26 protein-coding genes are annotated in these 25948 nt (G+C 51.1%); 17 read left to right on the top strand and 9 right to left on the bottom strand.

What is annotated here, in order from left to right; translation table 11 throughout:
* The first annotated feature begins 79 nt into the window (after positions 1-79).
* On the top strand, positions 80-952 hold the full coding sequence (locus A0W33_RS08325) for a hypothetical protein (protein ID WP_068837722.1): 873 nt from the start codon (positions 80-82) through the stop codon (positions 950-952).
* Positions 953-1431: 479 nt separating this feature from the next.
* Here A0W33_RS08325 and A0W33_RS08330 read toward each other — a convergent pair whose 3' ends face one another.
* Complete coding sequence (locus A0W33_RS08330; RefSeq protein WP_068837723.1) at positions 1432-2172, bottom strand: SDR family oxidoreductase; 741 nt, start codon at positions 2170-2172, stop codon at positions 1432-1434.
* Positions 2173-2305: 133 nt separating this feature from the next.
* Here A0W33_RS08330 and A0W33_RS08335 point away from each other — a divergent pair, with 133 nt between their 5' ends.
* The 8 genes from A0W33_RS08335 (at position 2306) to A0W33_RS08370 (ending at position 9124) form a co-directional block, all read left to right on the top strand.
* The gene (locus A0W33_RS08335) at positions 2306-3124 is read left to right on the top strand and encodes an AraC family transcriptional regulator (protein ID WP_139237144.1); all 819 of its coding nucleotides are present in this window, start codon (positions 2306-2308) and stop codon (positions 3122-3124) included.
* Positions 3125-3137: 13 nt separating this feature from the next.
* A complete protein-coding gene (locus A0W33_RS08340) occupies positions 3138-3818 on the top strand; it encodes a hypothetical protein (protein ID WP_068837725.1) in 681 nt (226 codons plus the stop codon).
* Positions 3819-3941: 123 nt separating this feature from the next.
* Positions 3942-4421, top strand: a complete 480-nt coding sequence (locus tag A0W33_RS08345; protein ID WP_068837726.1) for a YdeI/OmpD-associated family protein — start codon at positions 3942-3944, stop codon at positions 4419-4421.
* Positions 4422-4484: 63 nt separating this feature from the next.
* A complete protein-coding gene (locus A0W33_RS08350) occupies positions 4485-5015 on the top strand; it encodes a GNAT family N-acetyltransferase (RefSeq protein WP_068837727.1) in 531 nt (176 codons plus the stop codon).
* A gap of 143 nt (positions 5016-5158) precedes the next feature.
* Positions 5159-6127, top strand: coding sequence for a 23S rRNA (adenine(1618)-N(6))-methyltransferase RlmF (gene rlmF / locus A0W33_RS08355; protein ID WP_068837728.1), 969 nt, complete (start codon positions 5159-5161; stop codon positions 6125-6127).
* 158 nt (positions 6128-6285) lie between these two features.
* Positions 6286-7311 (top strand): hypothetical protein, encoded by a 1026-nt coding sequence (locus A0W33_RS08360; RefSeq protein WP_068837729.1) that lies wholly within the window; start codon positions 6286-6288, stop codon positions 7309-7311.
* Between the two features lie 129 nt (positions 7312-7440).
* A complete protein-coding gene (locus A0W33_RS08365) occupies positions 7441-7842 on the top strand; it encodes a methionine-R-sulfoxide reductase (RefSeq protein WP_068837730.1) in 402 nt (133 codons plus the stop codon).
* A gap of 967 nt (positions 7843-8809) precedes the next feature.
* Positions 8810-9124 (top strand): peptide-methionine (R)-S-oxide reductase, encoded by a 315-nt coding sequence (locus tag A0W33_RS08370; protein WP_068837731.1) that lies wholly within the window; start codon positions 8810-8812, stop codon positions 9122-9124.
* A gap of 2 nt (positions 9125-9126) precedes the next feature.
* Here the strand turns inward: A0W33_RS08370 and A0W33_RS08375 are convergent, their stop codons facing one another.
* The 4 genes from A0W33_RS08375 to A0W33_RS08390 form a co-directional block, all read right to left on the bottom strand.
* A complete protein-coding gene (locus tag A0W33_RS08375; protein WP_068837732.1) occupies positions 9127-10053 on the bottom strand; it encodes a hypothetical protein in 927 nt (308 codons plus the stop codon).
* A gap of 106 nt (positions 10054-10159) precedes the next feature.
* Positions 10160-10816 carry a peptide-methionine (S)-S-oxide reductase MsrA gene (locus tag A0W33_RS08380; protein WP_068837733.1) on the bottom strand — a complete coding sequence of 219 codons (657 nt, stop codon included), beginning with the start codon at positions 10814-10816 and terminating at the stop codon, positions 10160-10162.
* Positions 10817-10942: 126 nt separating this feature from the next.
* Positions 10943-11530 (bottom strand): hypothetical protein, encoded by a 588-nt coding sequence (locus A0W33_RS08385; RefSeq protein ID WP_068837734.1) that lies wholly within the window; start codon positions 11528-11530, stop codon positions 10943-10945.
* Positions 11531-11568: 38 nt separating this feature from the next.
* Positions 11569-12297 carry a hypothetical protein gene (locus A0W33_RS08390; RefSeq protein WP_068837735.1) on the bottom strand — a complete coding sequence of 243 codons (729 nt, stop codon included), beginning with the start codon at positions 12295-12297 and terminating at the stop codon, positions 11569-11571.
* Between the two features lie 225 nt (positions 12298-12522).
* Here A0W33_RS08390 and A0W33_RS08395 point away from each other — a divergent pair, with 225 nt between their 5' ends.
* The 3 genes from A0W33_RS08395 (at position 12523) to A0W33_RS08405 (ending at position 15130) form a co-directional block, all read left to right on the top strand.
* Complete coding sequence (locus tag A0W33_RS08395; protein WP_068837736.1) at positions 12523-14061, top strand: hypothetical protein; 1539 nt, start codon at positions 12523-12525, stop codon at positions 14059-14061.
* Between the two features lie 39 nt (positions 14062-14100).
* Positions 14101-14481: a diacylglycerol kinase family protein gene (locus A0W33_RS08400; RefSeq protein ID WP_068837737.1), complete on the top strand. Its 381-nt coding sequence runs from the start codon at positions 14101-14103 to the stop codon at positions 14479-14481.
* A gap of 172 nt (positions 14482-14653) precedes the next feature.
* Complete coding sequence (locus A0W33_RS08405; protein WP_068837738.1) at positions 14654-15130, top strand: DinB family protein; 477 nt, start codon at positions 14654-14656, stop codon at positions 15128-15130.
* A gap of 256 nt (positions 15131-15386) precedes the next feature.
* Here A0W33_RS08405 and A0W33_RS08410 read toward each other — a convergent pair whose 3' ends face one another.
* Both A0W33_RS08410 and A0W33_RS08415 read right to left on the bottom strand, forming a co-directional pair.
* Positions 15387-16175 (bottom strand): DUF4382 domain-containing protein, encoded by a 789-nt coding sequence (locus A0W33_RS08410; protein WP_068837739.1) that lies wholly within the window; start codon positions 16173-16175, stop codon positions 15387-15389.
* A 182-nt stretch (positions 16176-16357) separates the two neighbouring features.
* Positions 16358-19372: an AsmA family protein gene (locus A0W33_RS08415; RefSeq protein ID WP_068837740.1), complete on the bottom strand. Its 3015-nt coding sequence runs from the start codon at positions 19370-19372 to the stop codon at positions 16358-16360.
* 142 nt (positions 19373-19514) lie between these two features.
* On the opposite strand from A0W33_RS08415, the gene A0W33_RS08420 reads away from it, so the two are divergent.
* From A0W33_RS08420 to A0W33_RS08430, 3 genes are all read left to right on the top strand, one after another.
* Positions 19515-20528, top strand: a complete 1014-nt coding sequence (locus A0W33_RS08420; RefSeq protein ID WP_229802089.1) for a PorP/SprF family type IX secretion system membrane protein — start codon at positions 19515-19517, stop codon at positions 20526-20528.
* Between the two features lie 63 nt (positions 20529-20591).
* Positions 20592-21821 carry a gliding motility lipoprotein GldJ gene (gene gldJ / locus A0W33_RS08425; RefSeq protein WP_068840014.1) on the top strand — a complete coding sequence of 410 codons (1230 nt, stop codon included), beginning with the start codon at positions 20592-20594 and terminating at the stop codon, positions 21819-21821.
* A 65-nt stretch (positions 21822-21886) separates the two neighbouring features.
* Positions 21887-22363 (top strand): DUF4265 domain-containing protein, encoded by a 477-nt coding sequence (locus tag A0W33_RS08430; RefSeq protein WP_068837742.1) that lies wholly within the window; start codon positions 21887-21889, stop codon positions 22361-22363.
* 272 nt (positions 22364-22635) lie between these two features.
* On the opposite strand, the gene A0W33_RS08435 is transcribed toward A0W33_RS08430, so the two are convergent.
* Positions 22636-24174: a malate:quinone oxidoreductase gene (locus A0W33_RS08435; protein ID WP_262502155.1), complete on the bottom strand. Its 1539-nt coding sequence runs from the start codon at positions 24172-24174 to the stop codon at positions 22636-22638.
* Between the two features lie 115 nt (positions 24175-24289).
* Positions 24290-24976, bottom strand: coding sequence for a ComF family protein (locus A0W33_RS08440; protein ID WP_068837744.1), 687 nt, complete (start codon positions 24974-24976; stop codon positions 24290-24292).
* 102 nt (positions 24977-25078) lie between these two features.
* Here A0W33_RS08440 and A0W33_RS08445 point away from each other — a divergent pair, with 102 nt between their 5' ends.
* Positions 25079-25432, top strand: coding sequence for a carboxymuconolactone decarboxylase family protein (locus A0W33_RS08445; RefSeq protein ID WP_068837745.1), 354 nt, complete (start codon positions 25079-25081; stop codon positions 25430-25432).
* 100 nt (positions 25433-25532) lie between these two features.
* Positions 25533-25898: a hypothetical protein gene (locus A0W33_RS08450; RefSeq protein WP_068837746.1), complete on the top strand. Its 366-nt coding sequence runs from the start codon at positions 25533-25535 to the stop codon at positions 25896-25898.
* The last annotated feature ends 50 nt before the right edge of the window (positions 25899-25948 follow it).

Here is a 25948-nt window from a genome sequence, read left to right on the forward strand (position 1 = left end):
CACAGGATTTTATACTTGTGTTTACAGATAAAGAAAAGGCAGCTCCTACGGGGGCTGCCTTTTTTGTTTATATTGTACTATGGATACAGCCGAAAATAGAGATTTGCTAAAGCTTTACGAGGAAGTAAAAAGTAAAGGCACCTTCACATATCTTAGAGAATTAGAAAGCTTTAAGGATGGAGAATTCTATAAGTTCTACCTCTTCCTTAAAACAAATCGGCAAGTAATATCAATTCTTAAATACAATTACTATCAGCTTATCAAATTAATTAACTACCACAATTCACCCGAGAACCAATCAAAAGTTTGGAATGAGATAAACCCTAGATATCGGTGGAAGCAGCAAAGGATAATTACAAGTCAACTCTTTAACTATCTAACTAGTGTTTTTGCAACAGTAGATTATTCAAGAAGTAAACTAGCAAGATACATAGTACAGAATCCAGAGGTAGCTAACAACTTTAAATTAAGCATAGAAGTTTACTTTGATAAAAATCCACAACACAAGTTTATCCAAGATTTAAGAAATTTTACTAGTCATAATTCTTATTTAAGAGTAGCAACTGAGATTAAATCCAAGAGCCATACTATTGAAGTAGAGCGAAATCTCTATTTGCTGAAGGAAGATCTGCTTAACTCAGATAAGTGGTCTAGTTTATCTAAAAATTTTATTAGCTCACTGGATAAAAAAATCTATATAATTGACACTATTGAATCTCACTTTCCATTATTTAAAGAGTTCCAAGATTGGACATATTTAGCTCTACTAAAAGTAGATCCAAAATTCACATTACACTTCAGAAATAAGCTACTAGATATGCTCGAGTTTGCAGAAAAGGTAAATATGGCTCGAACCTCACTTCCCTTCAACCATGCTTATATTAGATATCTAGACCTGATTATTAAGGAAAGTGCCAATAGGTGCAATAAGCAATTCAGGTATGCTTCCTAATCCCGCTAGTTTAGCGCCAGCGCAAATTGTGGTTATACTTATAGCCAGTTTGTAACTGGCGTTCGCCGTACTTGTACTTTCGCAAGTTGAAAACTTGCTGCCACACTTCCCCACATTTACCGCTACAAGCCTTACCCTGTTCCGATTCTTTTTCAGATTTGGCCTTTTTAGGATGAGCAGCACCAAAGGTGGTTTAAGATTATCCCCTTGAGGACAAGTGAGAACGAGAGTTCGAGACTTGCGAGTATTACTCAATAGGGGTGTTTACACCTGCAGATTCTCCAGTTTCTGCTCAGAAAAGCGGTCTGCTCCGTAGCTTTACACCCCTGTAGTCCCCTCAAGGGGACAATTCTTCTAAATAAGGGCTTTTTCCACAAAAGACATGCAACAGGATAAAGTCAGGAACTCGCGCCAGCAATAGCAGCAAAGGCCAATCAGAACATTGTACTTCGCAGTAAAAACCCAATGCCTTAAATCTTCTACTGCTTTCCAGCCGGTTTCAGCAAAATCTCATTTACATTAGCGTGAGCTGGCAGCGTAAGCGCATAAAGTATAGAGTCCGCAATGTCTTCCGGCTCCAGCTTCGACTCGCCATTGCCCCAATCCATATCGCTTAGCAACTCTTTGTCCGTTACAGACTCCCGCAGATCGGTGTTAACTGTGCCGGGCTCAACAGACGTGATGCGTATATTGTAGTCCGGGGAAAGCTCCATCCGTAGCCCTTCTGAAAGCGCAATGATAGCGGCTTTGGTGGCTCCGTACACAGCTCCGCCGCGGTACATCACCCGTCCATCAATAGAAGCCATGTTCACAATGTGGCCGCTCTTGTTTTTGATCATGGTCGGGAGCACCGCGTAAACAGTTTTCAAAATACCCTTCAGGTTTACGTCTACCATCTTCTCCCATTCTTCCAGGTGGCGGTTCTTCATGTAGGAGAGGGGCATCAGGCCGGCGCTGTTCACCAGGATATCGATTGTGCCATACTTGTCCAGCGCGGTTTGAACCATGGCTTCCACCTGATCCAGATTCGTTACGTCTGTTTCAGCTATAGCGGCTTCACCACCCCTGCTTTCTATTTCCTGCTTCACTTCTTCCAGGTCGTCAGTATGGCGTGCTGCCAGTACTACTTTGGCCCCTGCTTCCGCCAGTGCCTTTGCGGTGGCTTTCCCTATCCCTTGCGACGCTCCGGTTACAATGGCTACTTTGTTAGTTAGCTTCATAGTTCTCTTTGTTTCGTAGTTTCGTAAAGCTTTTTATACTTGTCGCTGGAGAAGGGGGTTATTTCAGGACCGCAAGATCTGCACATTTTTACACCCTGCGCCTGCTTACCTTTGGTTTAAATACTTGAAGGCCATGTTACATTCTGTTCTAGCATACATCAACAGCCACCTGGACGAGAACATCTCGCTCGACGAGCTGGCAAAGGTAACGGGCTACTCGCCTTACCACCTGCACCGCAAGCTGAAAGAGGAGCTGCAGGAGCCCATTGGCGGATTTATTGTGAGGCAGCGCATGCAAACGGCGGCTTACCTGCTGTGCCTCACCGAGCTTCCTGTTTCCGAGATAGGCCTGCTGGTAGGGTATGAGAACGACAGCGCCTTCAGCAGGGCGTTTAAAAGCACCATGGGCGCTACGCCCAAAGCTTTCCGGAAGCAGCAGGATGTGCACAGCAAGGATTTGCAGCAGGCCCAGTATGTATCGCTCAAATGCGAGGTAGTGCGCCTGCCGGAGCAGCAGGCAATCGTTTTCCCCAGCATTGGCAACTACTTCTCCAGAGACATTTACAAAGTATGGGACAAGGTGAAAAGCTTTATCGAGAGCGAAAACCTGACACCAGCTGACTTCATCTTTATGGGCGTGCTCCACGACTGCCAGAACGTGAACCCACAGAGCCTCTGCCGTTACGACGCTGCCATCATTTGCAAGAAGGATACAAAGCTGAACGTCAACAAGAATTTCATCACCACACTCCCCGGCGGAAAATTTGCCAAGTACAGGTTCTGCTGCCCTGTGACAGAATACGCCAACATTGGCGGGCTCATAAACAGCCACCTGCAGCACGAGGCGCACCAGAAGCACGCTTATGGCATTTCGTATTTCCGGTTTCAGACGCTGCCTACCCACGACACAGCAGATAATTTATTTATAGAGTGGTTTATTCCGATTAACTAAACAAAATACAACGATGAAAAAGAGAATTGTAAGCTGCCTGAGCATTATCGGGCTGGCAGGGCTGGTCTTTGCCTTTGGTGACCTGTTGATTCCACAGGAAAACGTAATTTTTGAGGCGGCACAACGCCCGCAGGCATTCGCTGAACTGGTGACATCCTCTAACTACTCTATTTGGGCTGCAAGGGGATTGGTGGGCGTGCTGATGGAGATGATCGGCACCGTGGGTTTATACTTGTACCTGCAGCAAACGAAGGCAGAGCGCCTGGCCTTCTACGGGCTGCTGCTCACGCTCACGCACCACATTTTAGGAGTAGGTGTTTTTGCCCTGGCCATCTTCCTGTTCCCGGCAGTGGGCGAGATGGTGCTGGCGGGGCAGCCGGAAGCTGTGCGCTTCGCCACCATGGATGGCGCATTAGGTGCCTTTATGGGAGCCTCCCTGGTGTCTACACTGGCAGGCCTGGCCCTAATGGCGGTAGCTATCTGGAGGAGCGGCATACTTCCAAAATGGTCGGGCTGGCTGGTGTTCCTGGGCTTTGCACTTGTACCAGTGCCCAGCGTAGCGCTGCAGTTTTTCACCAACATCCTGTGGGGCACCGCCTACTTTTGGATGGCCTATACGGTGTACAGAAACTGTAGCGAGCAGCAAGCGTCGGAAGAGAAGCCAGCAGGCCAGCTGATCGGCAGCAAGGCGTGAGCACTGTAGCTAATGAAACAGTAAAAAAAGCAGCCTTTGCCGGGGCTGCTTTTCCTTTTTTTGAGTAGCTTGAAGAGACATACTTATGCGCGTGTATTAGTACGCTTTTCAGAAATAGCCCCTATGGAAAATCTCTTGGTTGACAAAAAGTACCTGCTGGAGAAGTTCCCCGGCAAAGGCGGCTGGACCTGTGCAGCGATACCTGAGATCGCGCCGGACAAGCATGCGTATTTTGGCTGGGTGCGGGTAAAGGGCCGCATAGACAGCTATGAGCTAAAGAGCTTCCACCTGATGCCGATGGGCAACGGACAGCTTTTTCTGCCGGTAAAGGCAGAGGTTCGGAAGAAGCTAAAGAAACAGGCCGGGGATTGGGTGCAGGTAACCTTATACTTAGATAGCACGCCCCAGGAGGTACCGGAAGAGCTGCTGCTGTGCCTACAAGACGAGCCGCTTGCGCACGAGCAGTTCCTGAAGTGTACTCAGCGTGAACAAAAAGACTACATCGACTGGATATATAACGCTAAGACAGATGATTTGAAAGTACAGCGTATTGTGCAGACGATTCAAAAGCTACTGAGCGCCCAAGAGCTGCACCGGAAGTAACACCACAACAAACAAACACAGGCAAGTATAGCTGTTTCAGGCTTACTGCATTCGCCTTTAAGCATGGAGCACATCAGATTAACAGACGCCTCGCACAGACTTTTCGAGAAGGCTTGGGCGCTGTATGAACAGGCATTTCCTCTGGAAGAACGTCGCCCTTTGCCCTGGCAGGCTGAAGTTATGGCTCATGTTGATTATCATTTTGAGCTTATACTTCAAAACGAGGAGCTGGTGGGCATTCTGCTCTGGTGGGGCTTTGAAGATGTGCGTTTCCTGGAGCATTTTGCTACTGCTCCGGCTTTGCGAGGCAAGGGATATGGCAGTCGCATGCTGCTAGACTTTCTAAACCGCGATGCGCGCCCTGTGCTACTGGAGGTAGAGCCTCCCGAGAGCGAGGTCAACCGCCGCCGCATTACATTTTATGAGCAAACTGGCTTTTGCCTGAACCAGCACTTTTACCAGCAGCCTCCTTACCACCAGGGGCAGCAGCCCTTAACGTTGCTGCTTATGTCTTATCCGAACCCTATTACTGCCGAAGAGACGGCTACATTTGTGCGCCTGCACCACCCGCTCATTTATCGGACAGGACTGTAGGCAGCTTGTTTTTCTCTTGAGGCTTTTCCGCTTTACCTGTTTTATGGCCGCTCCTGACTTATACAGTAGCTGCTTATACTTATATTTGTGCTGTTACTATTCGTAGTCTGATCTGATGCTCCAATTCAGACTTTTATACCGCCATGCCACCTAAAAAGAAAATTCACCCAGAAGAAAAGCCAGGCCTGCACCCGCGCAATAGGCATCGGGCGCGATACGATTTCGAGCAACTGGTGGCAAGTTGTCCGGCGCTGAAGCCTTTTGTGCAGGTGAATGCCTACGGAGATGATTCGGTTGACTTCTTTGATCCGAAGGCGGTCATCATGCTGAACAAGGCGTTGCTGGCGCACTTCTACGGCATTCAGAATTGGGATATTCCGGCAGGCTACCTTTGTCCGCCTATACCTGGCCGCGCCGATTACATCCATCATGCCGCCGACTTGCTGGCTGTTGCCAACCAAGGGCAAGTACCAACGGGCAGCAACGTCAGCTGCCTGGATGTGGGCGTGGGGGCAAGCTGTGTATATCCCATCATCGGGAACAAGGAGTATGGCTGGAGTTTTATTGGGGCTGATATTGACCCGGTTTCCATTGCCTCGTCCGGCAAAATAGTGGATGCGAACCCTGCGCTTAAAGGAAAGGTGGAATTGCGGCTGCAAAAGAACCCGCAGGATATTTTCAGAGGGATTATCCAAAAAGAGGAGCGGTTTGACCTAACGGTTTGTAACCCGCCGTTTCATGCATCGTTGGCAGAGGCACAGGCAGGCACGGTGCGTAAAGTATCAAACCTGAAGCAGCAGAAAGTAGCCAAACCAATTCTTAACTTCGGAGGGCAGCAGGCAGAGCTGTGGAGCCCGGGAGGGGAGCGGCGTTTTGTGGCGGACATGGTTTACCAGAGCCGGCAGTTTGCCACGTCCTGCTTCTGGTTTACGACGCTGGTATCGAAACAAACGAACCTGAAAAGCACCTACCAGGCACTAAAGCAGGCAGAAGCGCTGGAGGTGAAAACAATTCCGATGAGCCAGGGAAACAAAACCAGCCGCCTCGTAGCGTGGACATTCCTGAACCAGGCGCAGCAACAGGAATGGGTAAAGACCCGGTGGGACAGCTAACAAGTAATTTATACTTGTAGCCCCGCCATGTTTTGCACCATCAGACCTTTGTTGTACTAGCGATGTTGCCGAGAAAGCCTTAATTTTCTGCCTTCTAAAGTATAAATCCAGCCATCAACAACCACTACAGCCTTACACCCCGCCAAAGAGCCCTCACCATGAAACAACGCTACAGCTACGCCATACTGTTCTTGATCCTTCTAGGCGCTTTTTCGTGCAGGCAAGCCGAGGAACAACCCGACATTGAGGCCATAGAAGCTGAAATGGCCAAGGGAGATTCGGCTACAGTAGCTGCAGTAGTAGCTGATACAGCAGGAACCGCTGCTGCAAAAGCCACCGAAGCGCTGGCAAAGGAATGCATCGCCTATTTCGAAGAATGGGAAAAGCTACGTGCTGCCAGTACAGATTACTACAGAACGGTGGTTTTGCCCAAGGCGCTGGCAAACCCAAGGCTTCCGGAGCAGAACATGGCTTTTCTGCTGGCCTTGGAAATATACCTTAGCCAGACGCCGGAAGAAATCCGCGCCATACCGACTACCAACCAGCTGCTGTTCCCAATCTTTAAAGTGAATGAGAAGGAGATGGGTGTCTTTGCTTTCCCGGCCTATGATACCGCGAGCGAGGATTTTATAGATATCTCCATTGAAAACAACATCCTTGCCCGCAGCAAACTGACAGCCACCATCGACAGTTCGGCCCAATACAAAGTGGTTTTTCACCCGGAGCTGGCAGATTCGCTGCTCAAGACAATTGACCCCACCGTCACCGCTTTCACTGCAAAAGGAAAAGTAAAGACAAAGGTGGTAAACTTTGGCTCCTACGCCGGCGAGTGCCTGGAGTACTATAACTACCTGCTGGACAGCAAGCCCTTCAGCAAGCATGCTAAGGTGCTGTTCGGAAGCATCTACAACCTTAGCCTGGCCTACAGAAACTACCCGAAGGTGGACGCAACGATGCTGGAGCAGCTCAACGAGAAGTGCTTCGATTGCCCCAGCAGCATGGAAGAGCAGAAGACCTTTGCCACGTTAGAGGGCGTGGAGGGGCTATACTTTGCTTATGCCGATACATTCCCGCTAAACAACAAGCTCGATACGCCATCCAGGGCGCTGGTGATGGACATGGACGGCAAAATGATTTACCTGTGGTACCAGGAGGTAGACTTGGCTGGCTGCAGCTGCATCTAAACGAGGCTGCTTTACTGTTAGTGTGGACTCCCTTTTTTGCTGCCCTCGTTTCGCCTAAAACCCTTTCGGAGCGTTTGTTGTTTATACAGGTACACGTAAATCCAAGACTTCATCAGAAAGACAGAACCTATGAAATTGAAAGTAGCGAAAGATCCATCAGAATATAATAAACTGACCCCAGACGAAGCCCGCATTATTGTGAACAAAGGCACCGAGTATCCTGGCACCGGCGAGTACAATAGCCACAAGGCCGAGGGCGTTTACTTGTGCAAGCGCTGCAATAACCCGCTTTACACGTCGGAGTACAAGTTTGAGTCGCACTGCGGCTGGCCCAGCTTTGACGACGAGATAACCGGCGCCGTGAAGCGCGTACCCGATGCCGACGGACGCCGCACCGAGATAGTCTGCGCCAACTGCGATGCCCACCTCGGCCACGTATTTGAAGGTGAGTACCAGACCCCGAAAAACGTACGCCACTGCGTAAATTCCCTATCTATGACGTTTGTGCCGGTAGAGGAACTGGAGAAGTAAGTATAGAAAGGCAGGTGCAGTGAGCAGCTGTCCGGTTTGTTGCTGGTTCGCCTTAAAAGGATAGTTCAAGCACTACGAATTACCCTTCCCAGCCTCCTCTTTAGCGTGAAATCCTTACCCCTCCAGGGAGAAGTATTGCTACTGTTGATAATATTCCTCCCTGGAGGGGTAGGGTGGTTCCGCGAAAAATTTAGCTGAAGTATAAGCGCTGTTGATTGCCTGATCGCTCTTCCATCAAGATCCTTTCAGGATGACAAGTGGAGATGAGTGAATAGTAAGTCAGAAAAAAGTGGATTAAAGCGTCAGCAGAAGTACTTACACCCCTGTAGTCCCCTCAAAGGGACAGTTCTACCTCAAAGAGAGCAATCATATTTGTTGTATAGCGAAGGCAGTAGTTATTGGTATTGTTTCCAGTCCTTGGGTTGAGCGCCTTGTAGTGATGCGGTGCCCGCGCGAGCGAGATTGCAAAGTGACAGCGAGCAAAGAAAAGGTCCCAGCGCGATGCCTGAGGACGTGGCCCCGCTCATATAGGGCCCCTACCCCAGCCGTGAGCGCTCCAAAGTATGAGGTGAAACAATGGGTGTTTGGGAGCTGGAGGATGAACAGTAGCTAGAAAGGATAGCTTGTTTCCAAGTGTAATAAGCAGTGGCTATGGAAGTATAGCAGAAGCAGGCAAAGGCACAAGCGGACGCTTGCGCCAGGTAGTGTGCAAGGTACAGCTGCCGCTAAGCAAGTATGAATGAAATAAGTATGGCCGCCGCCTAACAAGTATGGCTTTTCAAGCCAGTCAAGCTGCAAACTCAACCTCATGGTAGAACACAAGTCTGAAGACTTGCGCCAGAGGGAGGCAGCAGCAGCTAAAAGGGTATCAAAAAAACAAGCTATAAAAAGACAGCTTTACAGGTCCCCGCTCCGCAAGCAATGGAGGAAGCAGCTTTTTTAAACACGAGCGGCAGAAAGGAAAACCATGGTTCGGAATCAGAAAATAGATATTGCAGCAAAGCAGGCAGAGCAAGGCATTTACACCTGCTCCAACTGTGGCAATGCACTGTTTGAGCCGGAGAAGAAATTTGATGTCGGCTCCGGCTTCCCTAGTTTCTGGGCGCAGGTGGGGGAGCATGTGCTGCACAAACCGCTGGATACCTACGGCAGGCACCGGATTCAACTGCTTTGCAGCCAATGCGAGCAGCACCTGGGCCACCTGTTCGAGGATGCCCGCACCCCCACCAACGTGCGCTACTGCATCAATGCGAATGCCATTAAGCTAGCGCCGGGGCAATAGCGCTATTGCCTCCTGTGGGTGTAGTAAATCCTGCTTATAAAGCTAGTTGCTAGCGTGTTGAGACTCATATTTGCCTCGTAGTCGTGTCCGTCCAAAAACTCCCTTCTGTTAAACGACCTGTCCGTGCTTGTCCACTCATCCGGTGTGTAGCCTGGGCTGCTGATGCGTACGGTTACTTTATTGGAGGCTGGATCCTGAGTTACGTTCAGGTTCAACGCATAAGTGGCTTCCTTTTTGGCTGTTTTGGAGCGGTAGTTCGGGTAGTAGTTAAACACCATTCCGGTTTTGGGGGTTCTGCCGGCATAGCGCTGCTGCGTCAGTACCACTGAGTTGTTTATCAGGCGCATAATACTTTCCCGCTGACGCTTTTTGAAGCCTTTATCAAAGTTGATGCTATCAATTGAAAAACTGATAAGATCAGCATCCTCTACGTTAACGGGCTCGTAGGTCTCCTGCACGCCGATTAGCCGGTTAAAGGGGCCGATTACAATGCTATCCGTGTAGTATTGCTGCTTGTGCTGCAGGAACACTTTCTCGGGAGAGAAGAGCTTCAGCTCGTTGTACATGTCTTTTTGCACACCTCCCTTTACAGTACCTATACCGCTGTTCGGCCTTAGGTACAGCTGGTAATACACGCCGGGCTGGTTGTTTACTTCCAGGTTTTCGAGCTTGGCCACCAACGTGTGGTTATACTTGCGGTAGCGCTTCTTCGCGGTTGTGTCGATGCGGAACGTGTGCTTCTCTTTCTCCAGGCCCTCTATCTTTTGCACAAACCAGTTGTTCACACGCTGAAACTGCTCCTCATACTTCGCTCCGGCCGTATTGGTGAACTCCATCCTGTCGATGGTAACAGGCCTTTGGTACAAGTCTTTTGTGCAGGCTGATAAGCCAATCAGGAGTAAAAGGAGGAAACCAAACTGTGTTTTCATAGTAACTTCTTTCGTTAATGATGGAGAATCTTCTAATAGCCACATCAATTAACTAAATATTTAGTTTAAAAACAACCGGTTCGTTCGCTTTTATTTTAGAGAAGTTCTAGCTGCCGCACAAGACGGGTTTTGCACTTACCTCCTGCTCCAGCAGCAACTGCCGGCCAGCAGGAGACAAGCCATAGCTGCTATGTTCTTTTTGCCCATACCCATACAAGTAACCGTTAACCCATGCCGCGGCAGTGGAGTGAATAAGGTCGGCCATATTGGGGTAAAGACGCTGAAACTCGGACCATAGCTGTGGGTGACGCTGCAGCTTGTACTTCTGGTGCCGGTCTTCTGCCAGGTGAAAGGCTTTATAAGAGTAGATTTCTGTATAAACAAACTGCCCCAACTGTGCATGCCGCCTTTTTTTGGCCTCCTGCGCCTGCCTTTCCTGCTGGGCATCATGAAAGAAAATAGCCGAGGCATACTGCCTTTTCCAGGGAGTGCGGGTTGCCTTGTGGTGCGTGAAGAACACCTGTAGCAGATCCTGATAGCTGACAACGGCAGGATCAAAGTCCAGCTGCACGGTTTCGATGTGATCGGCCAGTGCCCAGTACGTAGGATCAGGGGTGGTACCGCCGGCGTAGCCTACCCTTGTGCGCACCACGCCGGCTATACTTCCAAAAAGCGCATCCGGGCTCCAGAAGCAGCCCATCGAAAAGGTGGCCGTTTCCAGCCTTTCAGCAGCAGGTAATGCAGCAGTCGGTTGTGGTACCATATTCTTTTACTTTGTGTGACATTATCTGCTACCTGTACAGCAATAATCAGGCGACCTATGCCAAAACTGCGCACGCTGTTGATGGGGCAGTAATGTCATCATGGCAGATTTTTCACATAGAGGGGCTTATTGATAAGGCACGGAGGTTATGACAATGAGCAGGACAGCTATACTTGTGACAACCCCGATACCCGTGCCAGCCAGCACTTTGCCTGTTTTCTTCTTCCGCGCCTGGTCTTCGTAGCCTTTAACAAAGTTTGGGTCAGACAGATAATTTACGTTCGACACCGGATTGTTATGCGCTTTAGGCCGCACTAATCCGATGGCGGCGGAACCGGCAAGGCCGTAGGGGAGAAGCAGAGCACACCCTGCCGAACCCCACATGGCCCCGTTGCCTTTGTAGTGCCGCAGCGCGTCCTCTTTCCCCAACAGGTACATCTGGTCTGCGCTCATCGCGGAATCCTGCGCTGCAGCCTGACTTTGCGCGATAATCTCCTTTGTGCCATTGGCGAACTTCACCATAAACACTTCCGCCCTCCTGATTTGGTACAGCGCTTTATCTGTTGTATCAGGTTTATGGTAGCGGATCTCGTCCATCGTAATTTCCTTTACCCACCCGGCAATCTCATCCCCGTTCACCGTCACGATGGTGTCTTGTGCCATTACCTGCTGCCAGAGCAGGAACAGTAAGGCAATTGTAAACATCCGTTTCATACACAATCTGCTTTAAAAGTTAGGTTTTATACTTGTACTTACTTGCGGGAGTTAAACCCGAACAGCATGCTGAAGCGCGCGCCGTCTTTGGAAGGGGCCAGCGCCAGGTTAACCGGGAAGTTGATGCCCTGGCTCTGGAAGTTGGTTCCCACCGCCAGCACCAAGCCGGCACCGCCTAACGACACATTCGGTCCGACACCGAACTCAAATCCTTTTGCGCCCCTTATACCGATCAACGCGCTTAAGCTCGGCAGGAACTTGCCCTGCTCCAGGCCTCCCACCAGCGGCACAAACTCAAACAGGCCCGATACGCCATTGTCGAGTGTGAATACCCGCGTCTCGAACTGCCAGCCAAACTGCGTGATGAAAGGGTTTATATCGGTTTCGAATTCTTCCTGTATGTTATCGCTATACTTCTGGCTAAGTATGGTAAAGCCTATGCGGGGCCCTGACAGCTTCAGGTTCTCCTGATAATACGAGGGTTGTGACGTAGACATAGGCTGGGCAGCGGGTTGGCTTGTGGGCCTTGCTGTCTGGTTAAACACCTCTTTGGTGCCGTTCTCATACTTTATCATGAACACGTCTGCCTTTGCGATGGAGATCATCGGCCCCTCCAGGTTATCGAAGCGCTGGTACTTGATCACATCCGGGCTAATCTCGCGGACTTTTACCTGAATTTCGTCGCCGTTGCGCTTGATGAGCAGGTCCTGCGCCTGGCTTGCGAGGCAGGGCAGCAGCATGGCGAGCAATAAAAGAAGCTTTTTCATGATGTATGATGGTTTAGGTTGAAATTCCCTTTCATTAATAAGCTAAAGGTAAGCGGACCCAAGCCCTTCCGAAAGCCTGCATTTCATATTTAAGGACTTTTAAAATTGGATTTATACTTACATAAGTTATTGAAAATAAATAACTTATAATACAACTATCAGACTTTAAGAAAAATCAGTTATTTTAGTTTTACAATCCTTAGATCCTGATGTCGCTGTAAAAGAATGGATGACCTGAAGACTACCCTTGATACACTCTCCGACGACGACAAGCGGGAGCTGACGCTGTTTATCAAGCGGCAAAAGGAAAAGAAGCAACGCAAAGACCTGGAGCTGTTTCAGCTGCTGCAGCAGCCAGTGGCTTATAAGCCGGAGCAGTTGATCAGCCGCCTGTATCCCGCGGAACCAAACCCGGTGGCTTACTATGCCCTGCGCAAGCGCCTGTTGCGGCACCTGACCGATTTTATCCTGCTTAAGCGCATGGAAGAGGACATCACGGCGGCTTCGTCTATTATGGGAATGCTCTCGCTGGCGACCTACCTTTTTGATGCCCGGGCTGACCGGCTGGCGTGGGTGCAGCTGCGGAAGGCCGAGAAACTGGCGCAGGGAAATGAGCAGTACGACCTGCTCAACGCCATTTATAACCTGCAGATCGAGAAAGCCGACAATGAGTTTGCCGACCCGCTGGACGAGATCATCGAAAAGCGAAATTGCAACAAACAGGTTGCCGACGAGGACGAGCGGGCCAACATTGCCAACAGCGTCATAAACCAGCGCCTGCAAGCGGTGCGCCGGCAGGGCAGCGACCTGCACTTCGACAAAATTATACAGGAGGTGCTGCGGGCGCACGACCTGCTGGAGGCGGTGAGCAAGCGCCCTTCGCTGCTGTACAAACTCATGTCCATTACGCGCAGCGCCATACTTGCCCGCAAGGATTTCCTCTCGTTCGAGCCCTACATCATCAGCCAGTACCACGAGGCCGAGCAGCGCTACGGCTTCAAGAAAGCGCACCTGCACTACAAGCTTAGCCTGCTGTACATGATTGCGCACGTGCTGTACCGCAACAAGAAGTTCAGCGAGTCAATGCGCTATCTGGGCCTGCTGCAGCAAAGTATGAGCGGCGAGGGAAAGAGCCACTACGTGCTGTTTTACCCGCGCTACGTGTTCCTGATGGCTGCCAACCTGGTGTTCCTGCACCGCAACGAGGAAGCCATTGTCCTGATGGAGCAGCTCCTTTACAAGAGCAAGCTGACGCTAAGCACCAAAGACCAACTCACCGCGCAGCTGGGCCTTAGCTTTAACTATTTCGCACAGGGAGCCTACGCTAAGGCCAACCGCGTACTGATGAGCATCAAGCGCTCCGACAAATGGTGCGAGGGCAAGATGGGGCGGGAGTGGGTGCTGAAGAAGAACCTGGGGGAGCTGATTCTGCAGTATGAGCTGGGCAATGAGGACCTGGTGCTGAACAAGATCCGCTCCGTGGAGCGCACCTTCGGGGATTTACTGCACGAGCCGGCCTACAAAAACGTGAAGCACTACCTGCTGCTCATCAAGCACATGCTCGACCACCCGGATGCCGTTGTGAAGCCTGAGTTTGTGGCCTATGTGGAGAGCAGCCTGGAGTTCACCACCTTCGAGGGCACCGACATCCAGGCCATGAGTTTCTATGCCTGGCTCAAATCAAAGATGCTGCGGCGGCCGTACTACACGGTACTGCTGGAGCTGGCCAACAGCGCGTGGGAGAATGCCTTGCACCGGCAGTAAATTTTTAAGCAACTTGCACTTCATTTAACTTATTAACGTTTGCGCACCTACTTCACGAAACGCTACAACAGTTTCCGCTTTGCCCTGAAAGGCCTGGGTGCTGCCGTACGCTCCGAGCCGCACATGCGCCTGCACATTCTCTCGGCGGTGGCAGTGGTGGTGGCTGGTGTCGCTTTTGAAGTAAACAGGGTAGAGTGGTGCCTGCTGGTGGGCAGCATTGGGCTGGTTTTTACCGCAGAGGTGTTCAATACGGCCATTGAGACGCTGACCAACCTGGTTTCGCCGGAGTTTAACCCGCTTGCCGGAAAAGCAAAAGACTTGGCAGCCGGGGCTGTACTTGCGGCGGCCATCATGGCGGCGGTTATCGGTACTATCGTTTTTCTGCCTTACCTGCTCCGTTTCCTGGAGCCATACTTGTAGCAAGTATAAAGAAGTATGGCATACGGCAAGTGTGCCTTTGCTGATATCCCTTCTATGTTATAACCCGTACTTTCATCTGAAATATTTACCTTTGTGCCGCCAAACCAGCCGTATGCAGGCTAGGGTTGCTGGTAACCTAAATTATTTGAAGGATAAACGAGTTTAAAATAAGATGACTGGAAACGACGTACTAAAAAACCTTTCAGAGTATAATATCTGGGCAAATAAAACGATGCTGGACGTGTTCAGCAGCCTGCCTGAAGTACCTGCCAACGCGCTGCGCCTGCAGAGCCACGCCCTGAACGCGCAGGCGATTTGGATTGCCCGCATCACCGGCACCGAAAGCCCCGTGAAAGTATGGCAGGAGCACAACCTCGACGAACTGAAGCAGCTGCACGAAAGCGCTTCGTACAAAATAGCCGAACTGGCGCAGAATGCTGATGAGGCCGAATTCAACCGCCTCATCGATTACACCAACAGCCAGGGCCACAAGTATAGCACCCGCGTGCTCGACATCCTGACGCACGCCTTTAACCACGCCACCTACCACCGCGCCCAGGTGGCCACCGACCTGCGCAAAAACGGCCACACCCCGCCCAACACCGACTACGTGACTTACGTGCGCGAACTGATGGGCCAGGTGTACTAAGACGTTAGATATTAGACATTGGATTAAAGACTTTTTGACAAAGGACGAGGGGAGCAAAGTATGTAGCCGCTGTTTATACTTTTGCTGCACTTCAGGCTATTTACAGCAGCAACAAGATTCCCCTCCTCGGAGGGGTAGGGGTGGGTAAAAATCACTCCGGTCATTCACCTCAACCCAATAAAAGAGAAGGCTTCCCAAGTGGGAAGCCTTCTCTTTTTAGTCTAATGTCTAGCGTTTAAAATCTAACGTCTACTGTCTACTCTAGTTCTACTGTGCCAAGGTCTTTAATCTGGTCCTGCGACACACTTACGTTCTCGATGGTCTTGTTATGCGCATCGTTCTCGGTGTAGAACTTAACAGTGTAGGTTCCTGCTTTTACGCCTTTAATCAGGAAGTCGCCGTTGTCGTTGGCAAAGCCGCCGATGGTGTCGTTGGCAGCGGAGATAACGTAAATCCCCGGCTTGTATTCAGCTGGCGTTACCTTGCCTTTGATGCCGCCGGCAATAGCCTGTGTAATAGTACGCACCACTGGTTTCAGGTTGTAGCCACCGTTGCCCTTTGGCACCACTGATTTGGCCGCATCGAAATCCAGCAGCACCATGTAGGTTACGTCGTCCTCCAGGTGCGCATCAAGTTGCAGTTTTACACCTGAAGTTTGTCCGCTTGGGGTTTTCAGGTCTACCACGGTGCCATCTTTTAGTTTCAGCGTGTTGTCATCACCAAGTACAAGGCGAATCTGGGAGATGTGTCCTACAGGCAATTCAGCACTGGCCAGCAACGTGTCGCGGCCGTTGGCAAAATCCAGCAGGTTGTAAATGCCCGGGTTAATCTCATCCAGTGTTGTCCAACCTGCCTCGTCGTCTCCCTCACCGGCATGTATCTGCACCGACTCTATCTCCACGTTTACCTCCTCATAATCTCCCGGCGCATCGGTCATGCGCACTTCCATGCGGGCAGTACCCGTGGCACTGTCGCTAGCACTATCGCAAGAGCTGAATCCAATCAAGCCGCTTAGCAGCAAAGGAAAAAAATACTTTTTTTTCATACGATTATTGCATTAGTTTAAAAGCGAGAATGCTCCTAAGAGCTCCTTATACACAAGCTAACGAATAAAAGTTGCACTTTAATATATAGTGAAATTAAAACAAATGCCAGCAGGATTATATTTCCTGCTGGCATCCCTGTAAGTGTCAGTTCTAAAGCAATTTATACTTTAATAAGATTTGGCTATTGCTGCCTCGTCGTGTCCGGCGGGGTGGCAGGCTTGGTGATCTGCTTCAGAAAGCCGCCCACCTTGTCTGTGGCCTGCTTCTTAAGCTGCAGCTCTGCCTCGCGGCGTTTCTTCTCGATCTCCTCCCGTGCCTTTTGCTCCGCCTCCAGTTTCTTGCGGTTCAGCTCTGCCTGCACACTGTCCTGCAGCTGCTGCTTGCGCTGGTCGGCCTGCTGCTTCACATCATTCAGCTTCGACTGCACCACCGTCTGCACCAAGTCGGCTGCCTTCTCTTTCACAGAGCCACCTACCAGCGACACACGCGGATCAGACAAGGTACCACCCACATTCAGCCTCAGCGTAATGCGCTCAGAGTTAGCCAGGCTCTCGTTGCCTATCAGACTGGCCAGCCGGGCGTTCACCTCCCGCCCGATCTTTCCGGCAGGCACATTCAGGGCGGTAATGTAGTCGATGTTGCCGTTGATGTTGTTGGTTCCGCCCACGGTCATCTTAATGTCGCCGGCCTCCATGTCAAATGGTTTTATCACGAGGCTGCCGTCAATGATCTGGGCATCGATGTAGCGGTTTTCCACCACAAAGTTCTGCAGCTCTTTCAGGTTGGTCAGGTTGCTGATCTTCTCCACGATCGGCACATCCGTCACCGCGGCTTTGATCACCTTGATAATACCCGAGCCATCCAGCGTCTTGAACACCGGTGTCATGTCCTGCGCCAGCTCCCCGGTAAAGGCAAAGGTGGTCGAGAACTTACCCTCCAGCAGGCGCGCAATAGGAGCCAGGGTCTGGATGGTGTTGAACGATTCAAAAGCCTCTTTAAAGCCTAGATTCTGTATGTCCAGCTTCACATCAAAGAGTGGCAGCTGCGGGTTTTGAGTGTTATAGCTGCCGCTAGTGGCAAATGTGCCGCCCAGCGAATTAAACGTTACCTTGTTCAGGCGGGCAATCTGATCCTTTACCTGCACCTGCCCATTCACGTTGTCAAGCATAAGGTTATCGTACAGCACGCGCTTGGCATCAATGTTCAGGGCCATGTCCAAGTTGGCAGGTACTGCTACCACGCCCTCTACGTCGGCTCCCTCCGCTACAGCCTCTCCCGTGTTCTCATCCACCATCCACTCGTTCACATCGAACTGGTTGGAGCGCAGGTTCAGGTTACCGCGCAGCGACTGGTCATCTGCCAGGGCATAGCCCAGGTAGTTCGAGATGGAGCCGTCTGCTTTGATATCACTCTTGCCCAGCATGCCATCCAGGTTCACCAGGTTAATGCGCTCGTTGTTGAAGTTTGCGTTTGCTTTGCTGACCTTCATGCCCTGTGGCAAGTCAGTGCTTACAAATTTCAGGTCGCTGATAGCCATCGTGCCGTTGGCGGTGATGGAGTTGTACTTCTCGGCTTCGATGTCGCTTAGCTTGCCTTTGGCAGCCACATCGGCAACAATTCTACCGGCCAGTTCCATACCTTCCTGCGGGAATATCTTCATCAGCTTTGTCAGGTCCAGCACACCTTTTATGCGGCCGTCGAAGGCAGGCTTATCTATTCCCTCTACCAGCATGTTGCCCTCCAGCGGCTCGCCGTCCAGGTCCATGTTAAAGCGCTTCACGTTGATGCGGGTATCGTCGGTGTTGCCGGTGGTATTCACCACGTTCGTTACCATGTTCAGGTTCTGGATCGGTGCCGGAAAGTCCTTCGACTTGATGTAGCCGTTGGTAAGGTTCAGGTCGGCGTTGATCACAGGCATTCTGGTTTCCGAGTACGTGCCTTTGGCATTCGCATCTACCTTCAGCAAACCGCGCAGCGCCATTCCATCAACCGGATAAACCTTGGTCAGTTCAGCCAGGTCCACGTTTGCTTTCACATTGCCGTCAATCTGCATCACGTCCAGGCCATTGATCAATACTTTAGCATCGATAGGGTTCTTGCCCAGGTCCATGTGGAACTGGCGGATGTTGATGTCCGTATTTTGCGGCGTACCGTCCTCGCTGGCTATACTTATATCGGCGTTAATGTTGCGGGCAGCCTCAGGCAGTTCCGGATATTTGAACATGCCCTCGATCACCTTCAGGTTTACTCCGTAGCCCGGCATCAGCGTGTCGATCATGCGGCCCTTGAAGTAGCCGTCGAAGCTTAGCTTGCCGCCTGTCTTCAAATCATCAAATTTCTCGGTGAACATGCCCGGCACCACCGACAGCACGTTACGGAAGTCTGTTTCAGTTGCGCTGAAGGTCAGGTCAAAGTCAATTGCCTCCTCCGGCATCAGGATAGAGCCATCAAATTTAAAGGGAAATGCGTTTACGCGGATGTTGTTGTCCTTGAAAGTATAAAGCGACTTCTCCAGGTCCATGGCCATGGTCACGTCTGCATCTAACTTGGCGTTCTCCAGGTAGTTCACACCATCATACGTCATCACCACGCGCTCCGCTGTGGTGTTCGACACCATGTCAAACACGTCCTGCTCAAAATCGCCGCTGCCGGTATGCGCCACATTGTAGGCCGAAAAGCCAAACGGAATGCTTAGGTCGTCGTAGAAGATGGTGCCGTTATTTATCTCCCAGCCTTTGATGGCCATGTTGAAGTCAGACGCGGCCGTATCGGCTGCCGTTTCCGTGGCCGTGGTGTCTTCCTTTACAATGTCCCAGTTGGCCTTGCCGCTTTTCAGCACCAGCAGCCGTATCACGGGCTCCTCCAGCTCAATGGAGTTCACCTTCAGCTGGTCGCCGAAAACGCTGAACAGGTTCAGGCCCATCCGGAAGGAGGGAACCTTGGCCAGCGTGTCGGTGGCAAAGGAATCCTGCCCGATCACGAGCAGGTTCTCCACGCCCAGCGACAGGTTCGGGAAGTCGCGCAGCAGGGAGAGGCTCACGTCATCGGTTTCGTAGATAACCTGTGCATTTATATTTTTTGCAATCTCTTTGTCTAAGGCTGACTTGATTTTATCTTTAAACAAAAGCGGCACCACCGCTGCTACAGTAAGCAGCAGCGCCAGGAAGATAAAAAAGCCAATGGCTACTTTTTTCATGTTTTTGGCAGTAGTTTGGGTGATTTTACGGTTACTATAGCTAAGCTATGGAAATAATAGCTAAAACCATGCTACTTTTTCGTTTGCGCCGGTTAGGCTATACTAATAACCCTGGCGCGGCTTTACATTATACTGTATGGGCATGCATTCAATAAAAATATTTCTGCTGTACCTGTTCTGCCTGTGGGCAGGGCTGGCTCGTGCTCAGGATGTGCCCTACACGCAGCAATATGCGAACCGCCTGTACCTTAACCCCGCCTTCGCCGGCCTAGGCAACAGCTGGAGCGTGGCGCTCTCGCACCGCAGGCAGTGGCCCACCCTGAACGGCTCATTTATAACGAACAGCCTCTCGGCCGACTTCCGGTTGCCCAATACGAAAAGTGCAATCAGCTTCTTAGCACAGCAGGACCGCGCCGGGGTAGGGGGACTTAAAAAAATACAGGCCGGACTGGGTTATGCCTATCACACCAACATCAACGAGAACTGGGCCCTTTCTGCGGGCCTGCAGGCAAGTATAGCCTCGCAACGCATAGACCTCGACAACCTCGTTTTCGGAGACCAGCTGTCAGACAACGGGGCTGTGGCACTTACCTCGGCCGAGGCAAACAGATTTGAGCCAAACACTTACATCGACTTTACAGTAGGGGGACTTTTTTACGGCGAACAGGCATGGGTGGGGCTCACGGCAGCCCACCTGAACAAACCAGCCTACGGGCTAGGGCAGCAAACCGAGCTCCCGCTGCGCTTCACGGCCATAGCAGGCTATAAGTTTTACGCCAGGGCCTATGAGGAGCAGGGCCGCCTGTTTGAACTAAGCTTTACCCCTACCGCCTCCTACACACACCAGCAAAATGCTAAAAGATTAGATGTGGGTTTATACACTAAATACACGCCGCTGACGTTTGCACTAATATATAAGGGAGTGCCGGTAACCGGGGGAACTAACCGCGATCAATCCTTGTCCATACTTGCGGGGTTGCAGTTAAATCAGTTCAAGGTGGGCTTCAGCCACGATATAGGATTAAAAGGGATAAGCAGGGAAGCCGGGGGGGCCAACGAAATTTCACTCATTTTCGAAAGCGACGACATTAAGAATTTGTTTAAAAGCCGCTTAAGGCACAAATTAAACAGAAACATTGTTTGTCCGGCATTTTAATATTAGCTATAATTGCACATTATATTACGTTACAAGAACCTTATCATAATTGGGTACTATTTTATGAAGTTAATTAAGTATTTATCGGCTGCGGTTGTGGGAGGCATGTTGCTGACTGCCTGTAACAAGGGCGGACAGCCTACCAGCACCAACCCTGGAGCTTACAGCTCCGCTACCGGCGCAGAATATGGCGAGGACGAAGAAGCCTTCGATGTTCCCGAGTATGCTGAGTTTCCGCAGGGCCCGGGCTTGATCTTTATTGAAGGTGGCCGCACGGTGCTGGGATCCATGGAGGAAGATATCGCCATGACCCGCGACAACGTGGAGCGAACTGTAACGGTAGCCTCTTTTTATATGGACGAAACAGAAGTGGCCAACATCCACTGGCTGGAGTATCTCCACGACCTGAAGCGTGACTCGCTTCCGGAAGTATACCAGGCCGCTTTGCCTGATACTACCGTTTGGTCGCAGCAGCTTTCTTTCAACGACCCTTACGTAACGTACTACCTGCGCTATCCTGGTTTCCGCTTTTTCCCGGTGGTGGGTGTGAGCTGGTTGCAGGCAAATGATTTCTGCGTGTGGCGTACAGCAAAAGTTAACAAGAACCTGGCAGCGCAAGCTACAGGTGGCGGCCGCAGAGGCTTGTTCGGACGACGTGGCAATGACACGGAAGCAGCCGAAGGCGAAGCACCGTCTATCGAGTCAGGCTACGTATTGCCGAACTACCGTCTCCCAACAGAGGCCGAGTGGGAGTACGCTGCTCAGGCAATGATCGGTACACAGTACTCTGAAGACGAGAACCAGAACAACCGCCGTCTGTACCCTTGGGACGGACACCAGGTGCGTAACCCGTATGGCAAGCAGATGGGCAAGTTCATGGCTAACTTCAAGCGTGGCCGTGGTGACTACGCCGGTATTGCCGGTGCCCTGAACGATGGCGCCATGATCACAGACTATATCTACAGTTACCCGCCAAACGACTTCGGTCTGTACAACATGGCCGGTAACGTAAACGAGTGGGTGCAGGATATTTACCGTCCGCTTTCTTACGAAGACGTAGAGGATCTGAACCCATTCCGTCGTGACGACTTTATGGACGAGGCTGAGAACTATGACTCCAGCGAAGGATACCACTCCCTGATCAACGATGAGGTGCGTGTGTACAAAGGTGGTTCATGGAAAGACGTAGCTTACTGGTTGTCTCCGGGCACACGCCGCTTCATGGCACAGGACTCGGCCACTGCCACAATCGGTTTCCGTTGCGCTATGATCAACGCCGGTTCAAACAAATAAGAAGATACCCTCTTATCATACAAAAGCCCGGAAGCAATTCCGGGCTTTTTACATTTATACTTGTTATGAGCGAGAAAACACCAGCCCATAAAATCATCTTCCGGTTTCACAGCGAACTGTTTGGCAAAGAGGTGACAGAGGAACTGTGGGCACAGGAAGTAGACGCAGCACAAGGCCTCTACCAGATCGACAGCATGCCCAGCTTCACCCCGTTGATTGCAACAGAAGATGTTGTTCGGGCTGAGTTCAGCAAAATGGAGGAGGGGCTGCTGTACAAGGAAACCGTTACGCCTTCCGGCAATTCCAACATCCAGGTCATCCGCCAGAATGAGGAAACGCCCCTGCTGGACCTGCGACAGCGTTTTGCTGATCTGGGCTGCGTATCGGAGCAGGTAAACGAAGACTTCTTTGTGATGGAGGTTTCCGTGAACGTCAACTACGCTGTGGTGAAAGAGCTACTGGATGAATTGGAGGAGCAGGAAGAGATTGAGTACGCCGAGCCCTGCCTCTCGGATGTGCACCGGGAGCAGACAGGCGGCTAAGTATAAAGCAGCTATACTTCTATTAATGTTGACTAAGCATCTTTCATATTTCCTGTCATCTCGACGATAGGAGAGATCTTTAGTGAATTCTGTTTAGATTTCTCGCTCTGCTCGAAATGACAGTAGTAGAAGAAAGATTAAAAAACTTCTAAAATTGCCTTCCTGTATTTTTTACCATAAGCGAAGGCATGCGCCAGTATAGATAAAGTATAAGACGTAAAAAGGAGAGCACCGACAAGTGCTCCCCTTTTCTTAAAGTATAGAAGTATAAGTTACTTTTCCTTAACAGCCGGAACTAGATCAAGCACTCTGCCGGTATACTCGCGAACCTGCTCCAGCAATTCCGGGTTCTTTGACAGCGATTGCCCGTAGGAAGGAATCATCTCCTTCAGCTTTCCTTTCCATTCCTCGGAGTTGACACGCTGCATAAAGCAGCGCTCCAACAGCCCGATCATGATGGAAACGGAAGTGGAGGCCCCAGGCGATGCTCCCAGCAAAGCGGCCAGGGTACAGTTGGCGCCACTCACCACCTCTGTGCCGAACTCCAGCACGCCGCCTTTGTCAGCGTCTTTTTTAATGATCTGCACCCGTTGCCCGGCTACCTCCAGTTCCCAGTCTTCGGCTTTGGCCTCAGGGAAATAATCCTTCAGCGCACCCAACCGTTCCTCCGGCGACTGCCGCACCTGGTCTATCAGGTACTTAGTGAGCGCCATGTTCTGGATACCGGCCGAAATCATTGGGCGCAGGTTGGCCGGTTTGATGGAGCGTGGCAGATCAAGGAAAGATCCCTTCTTCAGAAACTTGGTGGAGAAGCCTGCATAAGGCCCGAACAGCAGCTCCTGCTGTCCATTGATGTAGCGTGTATCGAGGTGGGGCACCGACATGGGGGGGGAGCCTACCGCAGCCAATCCGTATACTTTGGCTTGGTGACGCTCAATTACAGCCCGATTCGTGCATTTCAGCCACTGCCCGCTTACCGGAAAGCCGCCGTAGCCTTGCCCCTCAGGGATATCTGATTTCTCAAGCAGCGCCAGCGCACCACCACCGGCACCAATAAACAGGTACTTGGCATACACGCTTCGCTTGTCGCCGCTTTTCAGGTCCTTTACCCGGATGCGCCAGCGGCCGTCCTCCACCTGCCGCAACTTGCGCACCTCATGGCTGAAGTGGATGGTGACGCCTTCTTGCTGCTGCAGGTAATTGAACATGCTTCGGGTAAGGGCGCCGAAGTTCACATCTGTTCCCAGGTCCATGCGGGTAGCAGCTATTGGCTCTGAGGTGTCGCGGCCTTCCATGATCAGCGGAATCCACTCCTTTAGCTGCTCCCGGTCTTCGGAATACTCCATTCCTTGGAACAGCGGGCATTGGGTCATGGTTTCGTAGCGTTTGCGCAGGAAGTTTACATTATCGTTGCCCCACACAAAGCTCATGTGCGGAATGCTCTTTATAAAGGAGGTAGGCAGCTCGATAATGTTGTTTTGAATCAGGTATGCCCAAAACTGCTTGGAAATCTCAAACGACTCCGCAATTTTAACTGCCTTCAATATATCAATGGTACCGTCTGGTTTTTCCGGCGTGTAGTTCAGCTCACAGAAGGCCGAGTGGCCGGTTCCGGCGTTGTTCCAGGCGTCGGAGCTCTCAGCGGCTGCCACGTCCAGCCGCTCAAAAATTTCAATCCTCAGGTTTGGTTGCAGTTCTTTCAGCATCATTCCCAGCGTGGCACTCATGATGCCGGCACCTATCAGCACCACATCCGGTCCATTATCCTTCGCGTCTTTCATATGGTTCATTTTCCTAGTTAATACAAGTATGCACTGCCGTACGGCAGCAACAGGGCTTAGAAATGCCTACGGAAAAAACGAACGGTTTGTCGAACTCAGGGCAAGTATACTCTCCGAACGGCACGATGTTTTATGGCGAAAGGTACTATGCGGCAGCAATGGCGGCGACACTAACTTCTGCCGCACCCGCCGCAAGTAGCGCACGGGCACAAGCCTCGAGAGTGGCGCCGGTCGTCACTACATCATCCACCAGCAGCACATGCTTCCCCTGCACCAGTTCCGGCTTTGCCACCGCAAACACATGTTCCACGTTCTGCCAGCGGTCCAGGCGGTTCTTGCGGGTCTGAGTGTCGGTGGCCATGGTGCGGGTAAGGGCATGCTCCCGGCAGGGCAAATTCATACTTGCGCCGAGGCCTCGGGCAAAGCAGGCGGCCTGGTTGTAGCCCCGCCGACGCAACTTATTTTCGTGCAGCGGCACCGGCACCACTACCTCAAACTGCTCGTTATACTTGTGCTCGGAGAGGAGGGAGCCGTAGCGCTGCCCCAGGTGTTCGCCCAGTTCCTGCGCTCCTTTATACTTGAGTTGGTGCAACAACCGCTGCACCCGCCCCTTTGGCACAAAGTGCAGGTACGAGAAGGCGAACTGCACCGGCACTTTGCCCCAAAACCTGCGCTGCAGTGGGTTTAGCTCCGTGTCTCCATGCGCATGGAAGTTTGTGTAAGGCAGCTTCACGCTGCAGGAGGTGCAGATATACTTCTCGCCACGGGCCAGCCCGTCGGTGCAGGCATAGCAACTCTCCGGGAACAGCAAATTCAGCAGGTCTTTGAACATGGGCCGGGGTAAGTGGTTTATGGTATTCTGGTTAACTTCGCGTAAATTTATACTTACACCTTTTAGCTATACTTAGGTTTTTACTTAACAGACTACAAATCAATGAGCTTAGTAGAAGATTTTAACGAATACCGCACGCGCATGAATGAGCGCATTATGTCATACGACAATAAAGTGATTAAGCGTTTCTTTAACCTCGACACCAACACCTATATGGAGGGTGCCCTGGATGTGAAGACAAAGGAGATGCTTGGGCTGGTTGCCTCTATGGTGCTGCGTTGCGACGATTGCATCAAGTACCACGTGGGCAAGTGCTACGAAGAGGGCGTGACGGACGAACAGTTTATGGAGGTGTCTTCCATCGCCAGCCTGGTGGGCGGTTCTATTGTGATCCCGCACTTCCGCCGTGCCGTAGAATATTGGGAAGAACTGAAGGAACGCGGCAGCGCCGAGTAATTGTTAAATGGCTATATGGCTAAATTGTTGGTTATAAATTGAGGGTTTATACTTCACGCGGATCAACAATTTAACAATCTAACAATTCAGCAGTCAATAAATGAACTACGATAGTGAAAATTTAGACCACAACTGGACTCAGCTGCGGGCCGACCTGATGAAGCGCTTCGGCAAAAAGCCGGACATGAACGCCATCCTGTTCCTGATCGGGATACAGGAACTGGGCATGGGTGTGCGGGAGTTTACAAAAGAGGAGAAGCAGGACTTGATGCACATTGCCACCTGCCGCGTGTTCAGCCTGTCCGGCTTTTACGAGTTCACGGGCCGCGACGAAGAGGGCTGGCCGCATTTCAAGGCACTCAGGCCCATCCCGTTTGCCAACCTGAAGGAGCAGGAGAAAATGCTTCGCTGGCACGTTGTGGAGTATTTTAACAAATTCAACGAGATCCAAAACCCGACGGCGTAGCACGACGCACGTATCAGATAGCACGACAACGCCTGGCCAGATGAAGTATA

Source organism: Pontibacter akesuensis (genome assembly GCF_001611675.1).
GTDB classification, from domain to species: Bacteria; Bacteroidota; Bacteroidia; order Cytophagales; family Hymenobacteraceae; genus Pontibacter; species Pontibacter akesuensis.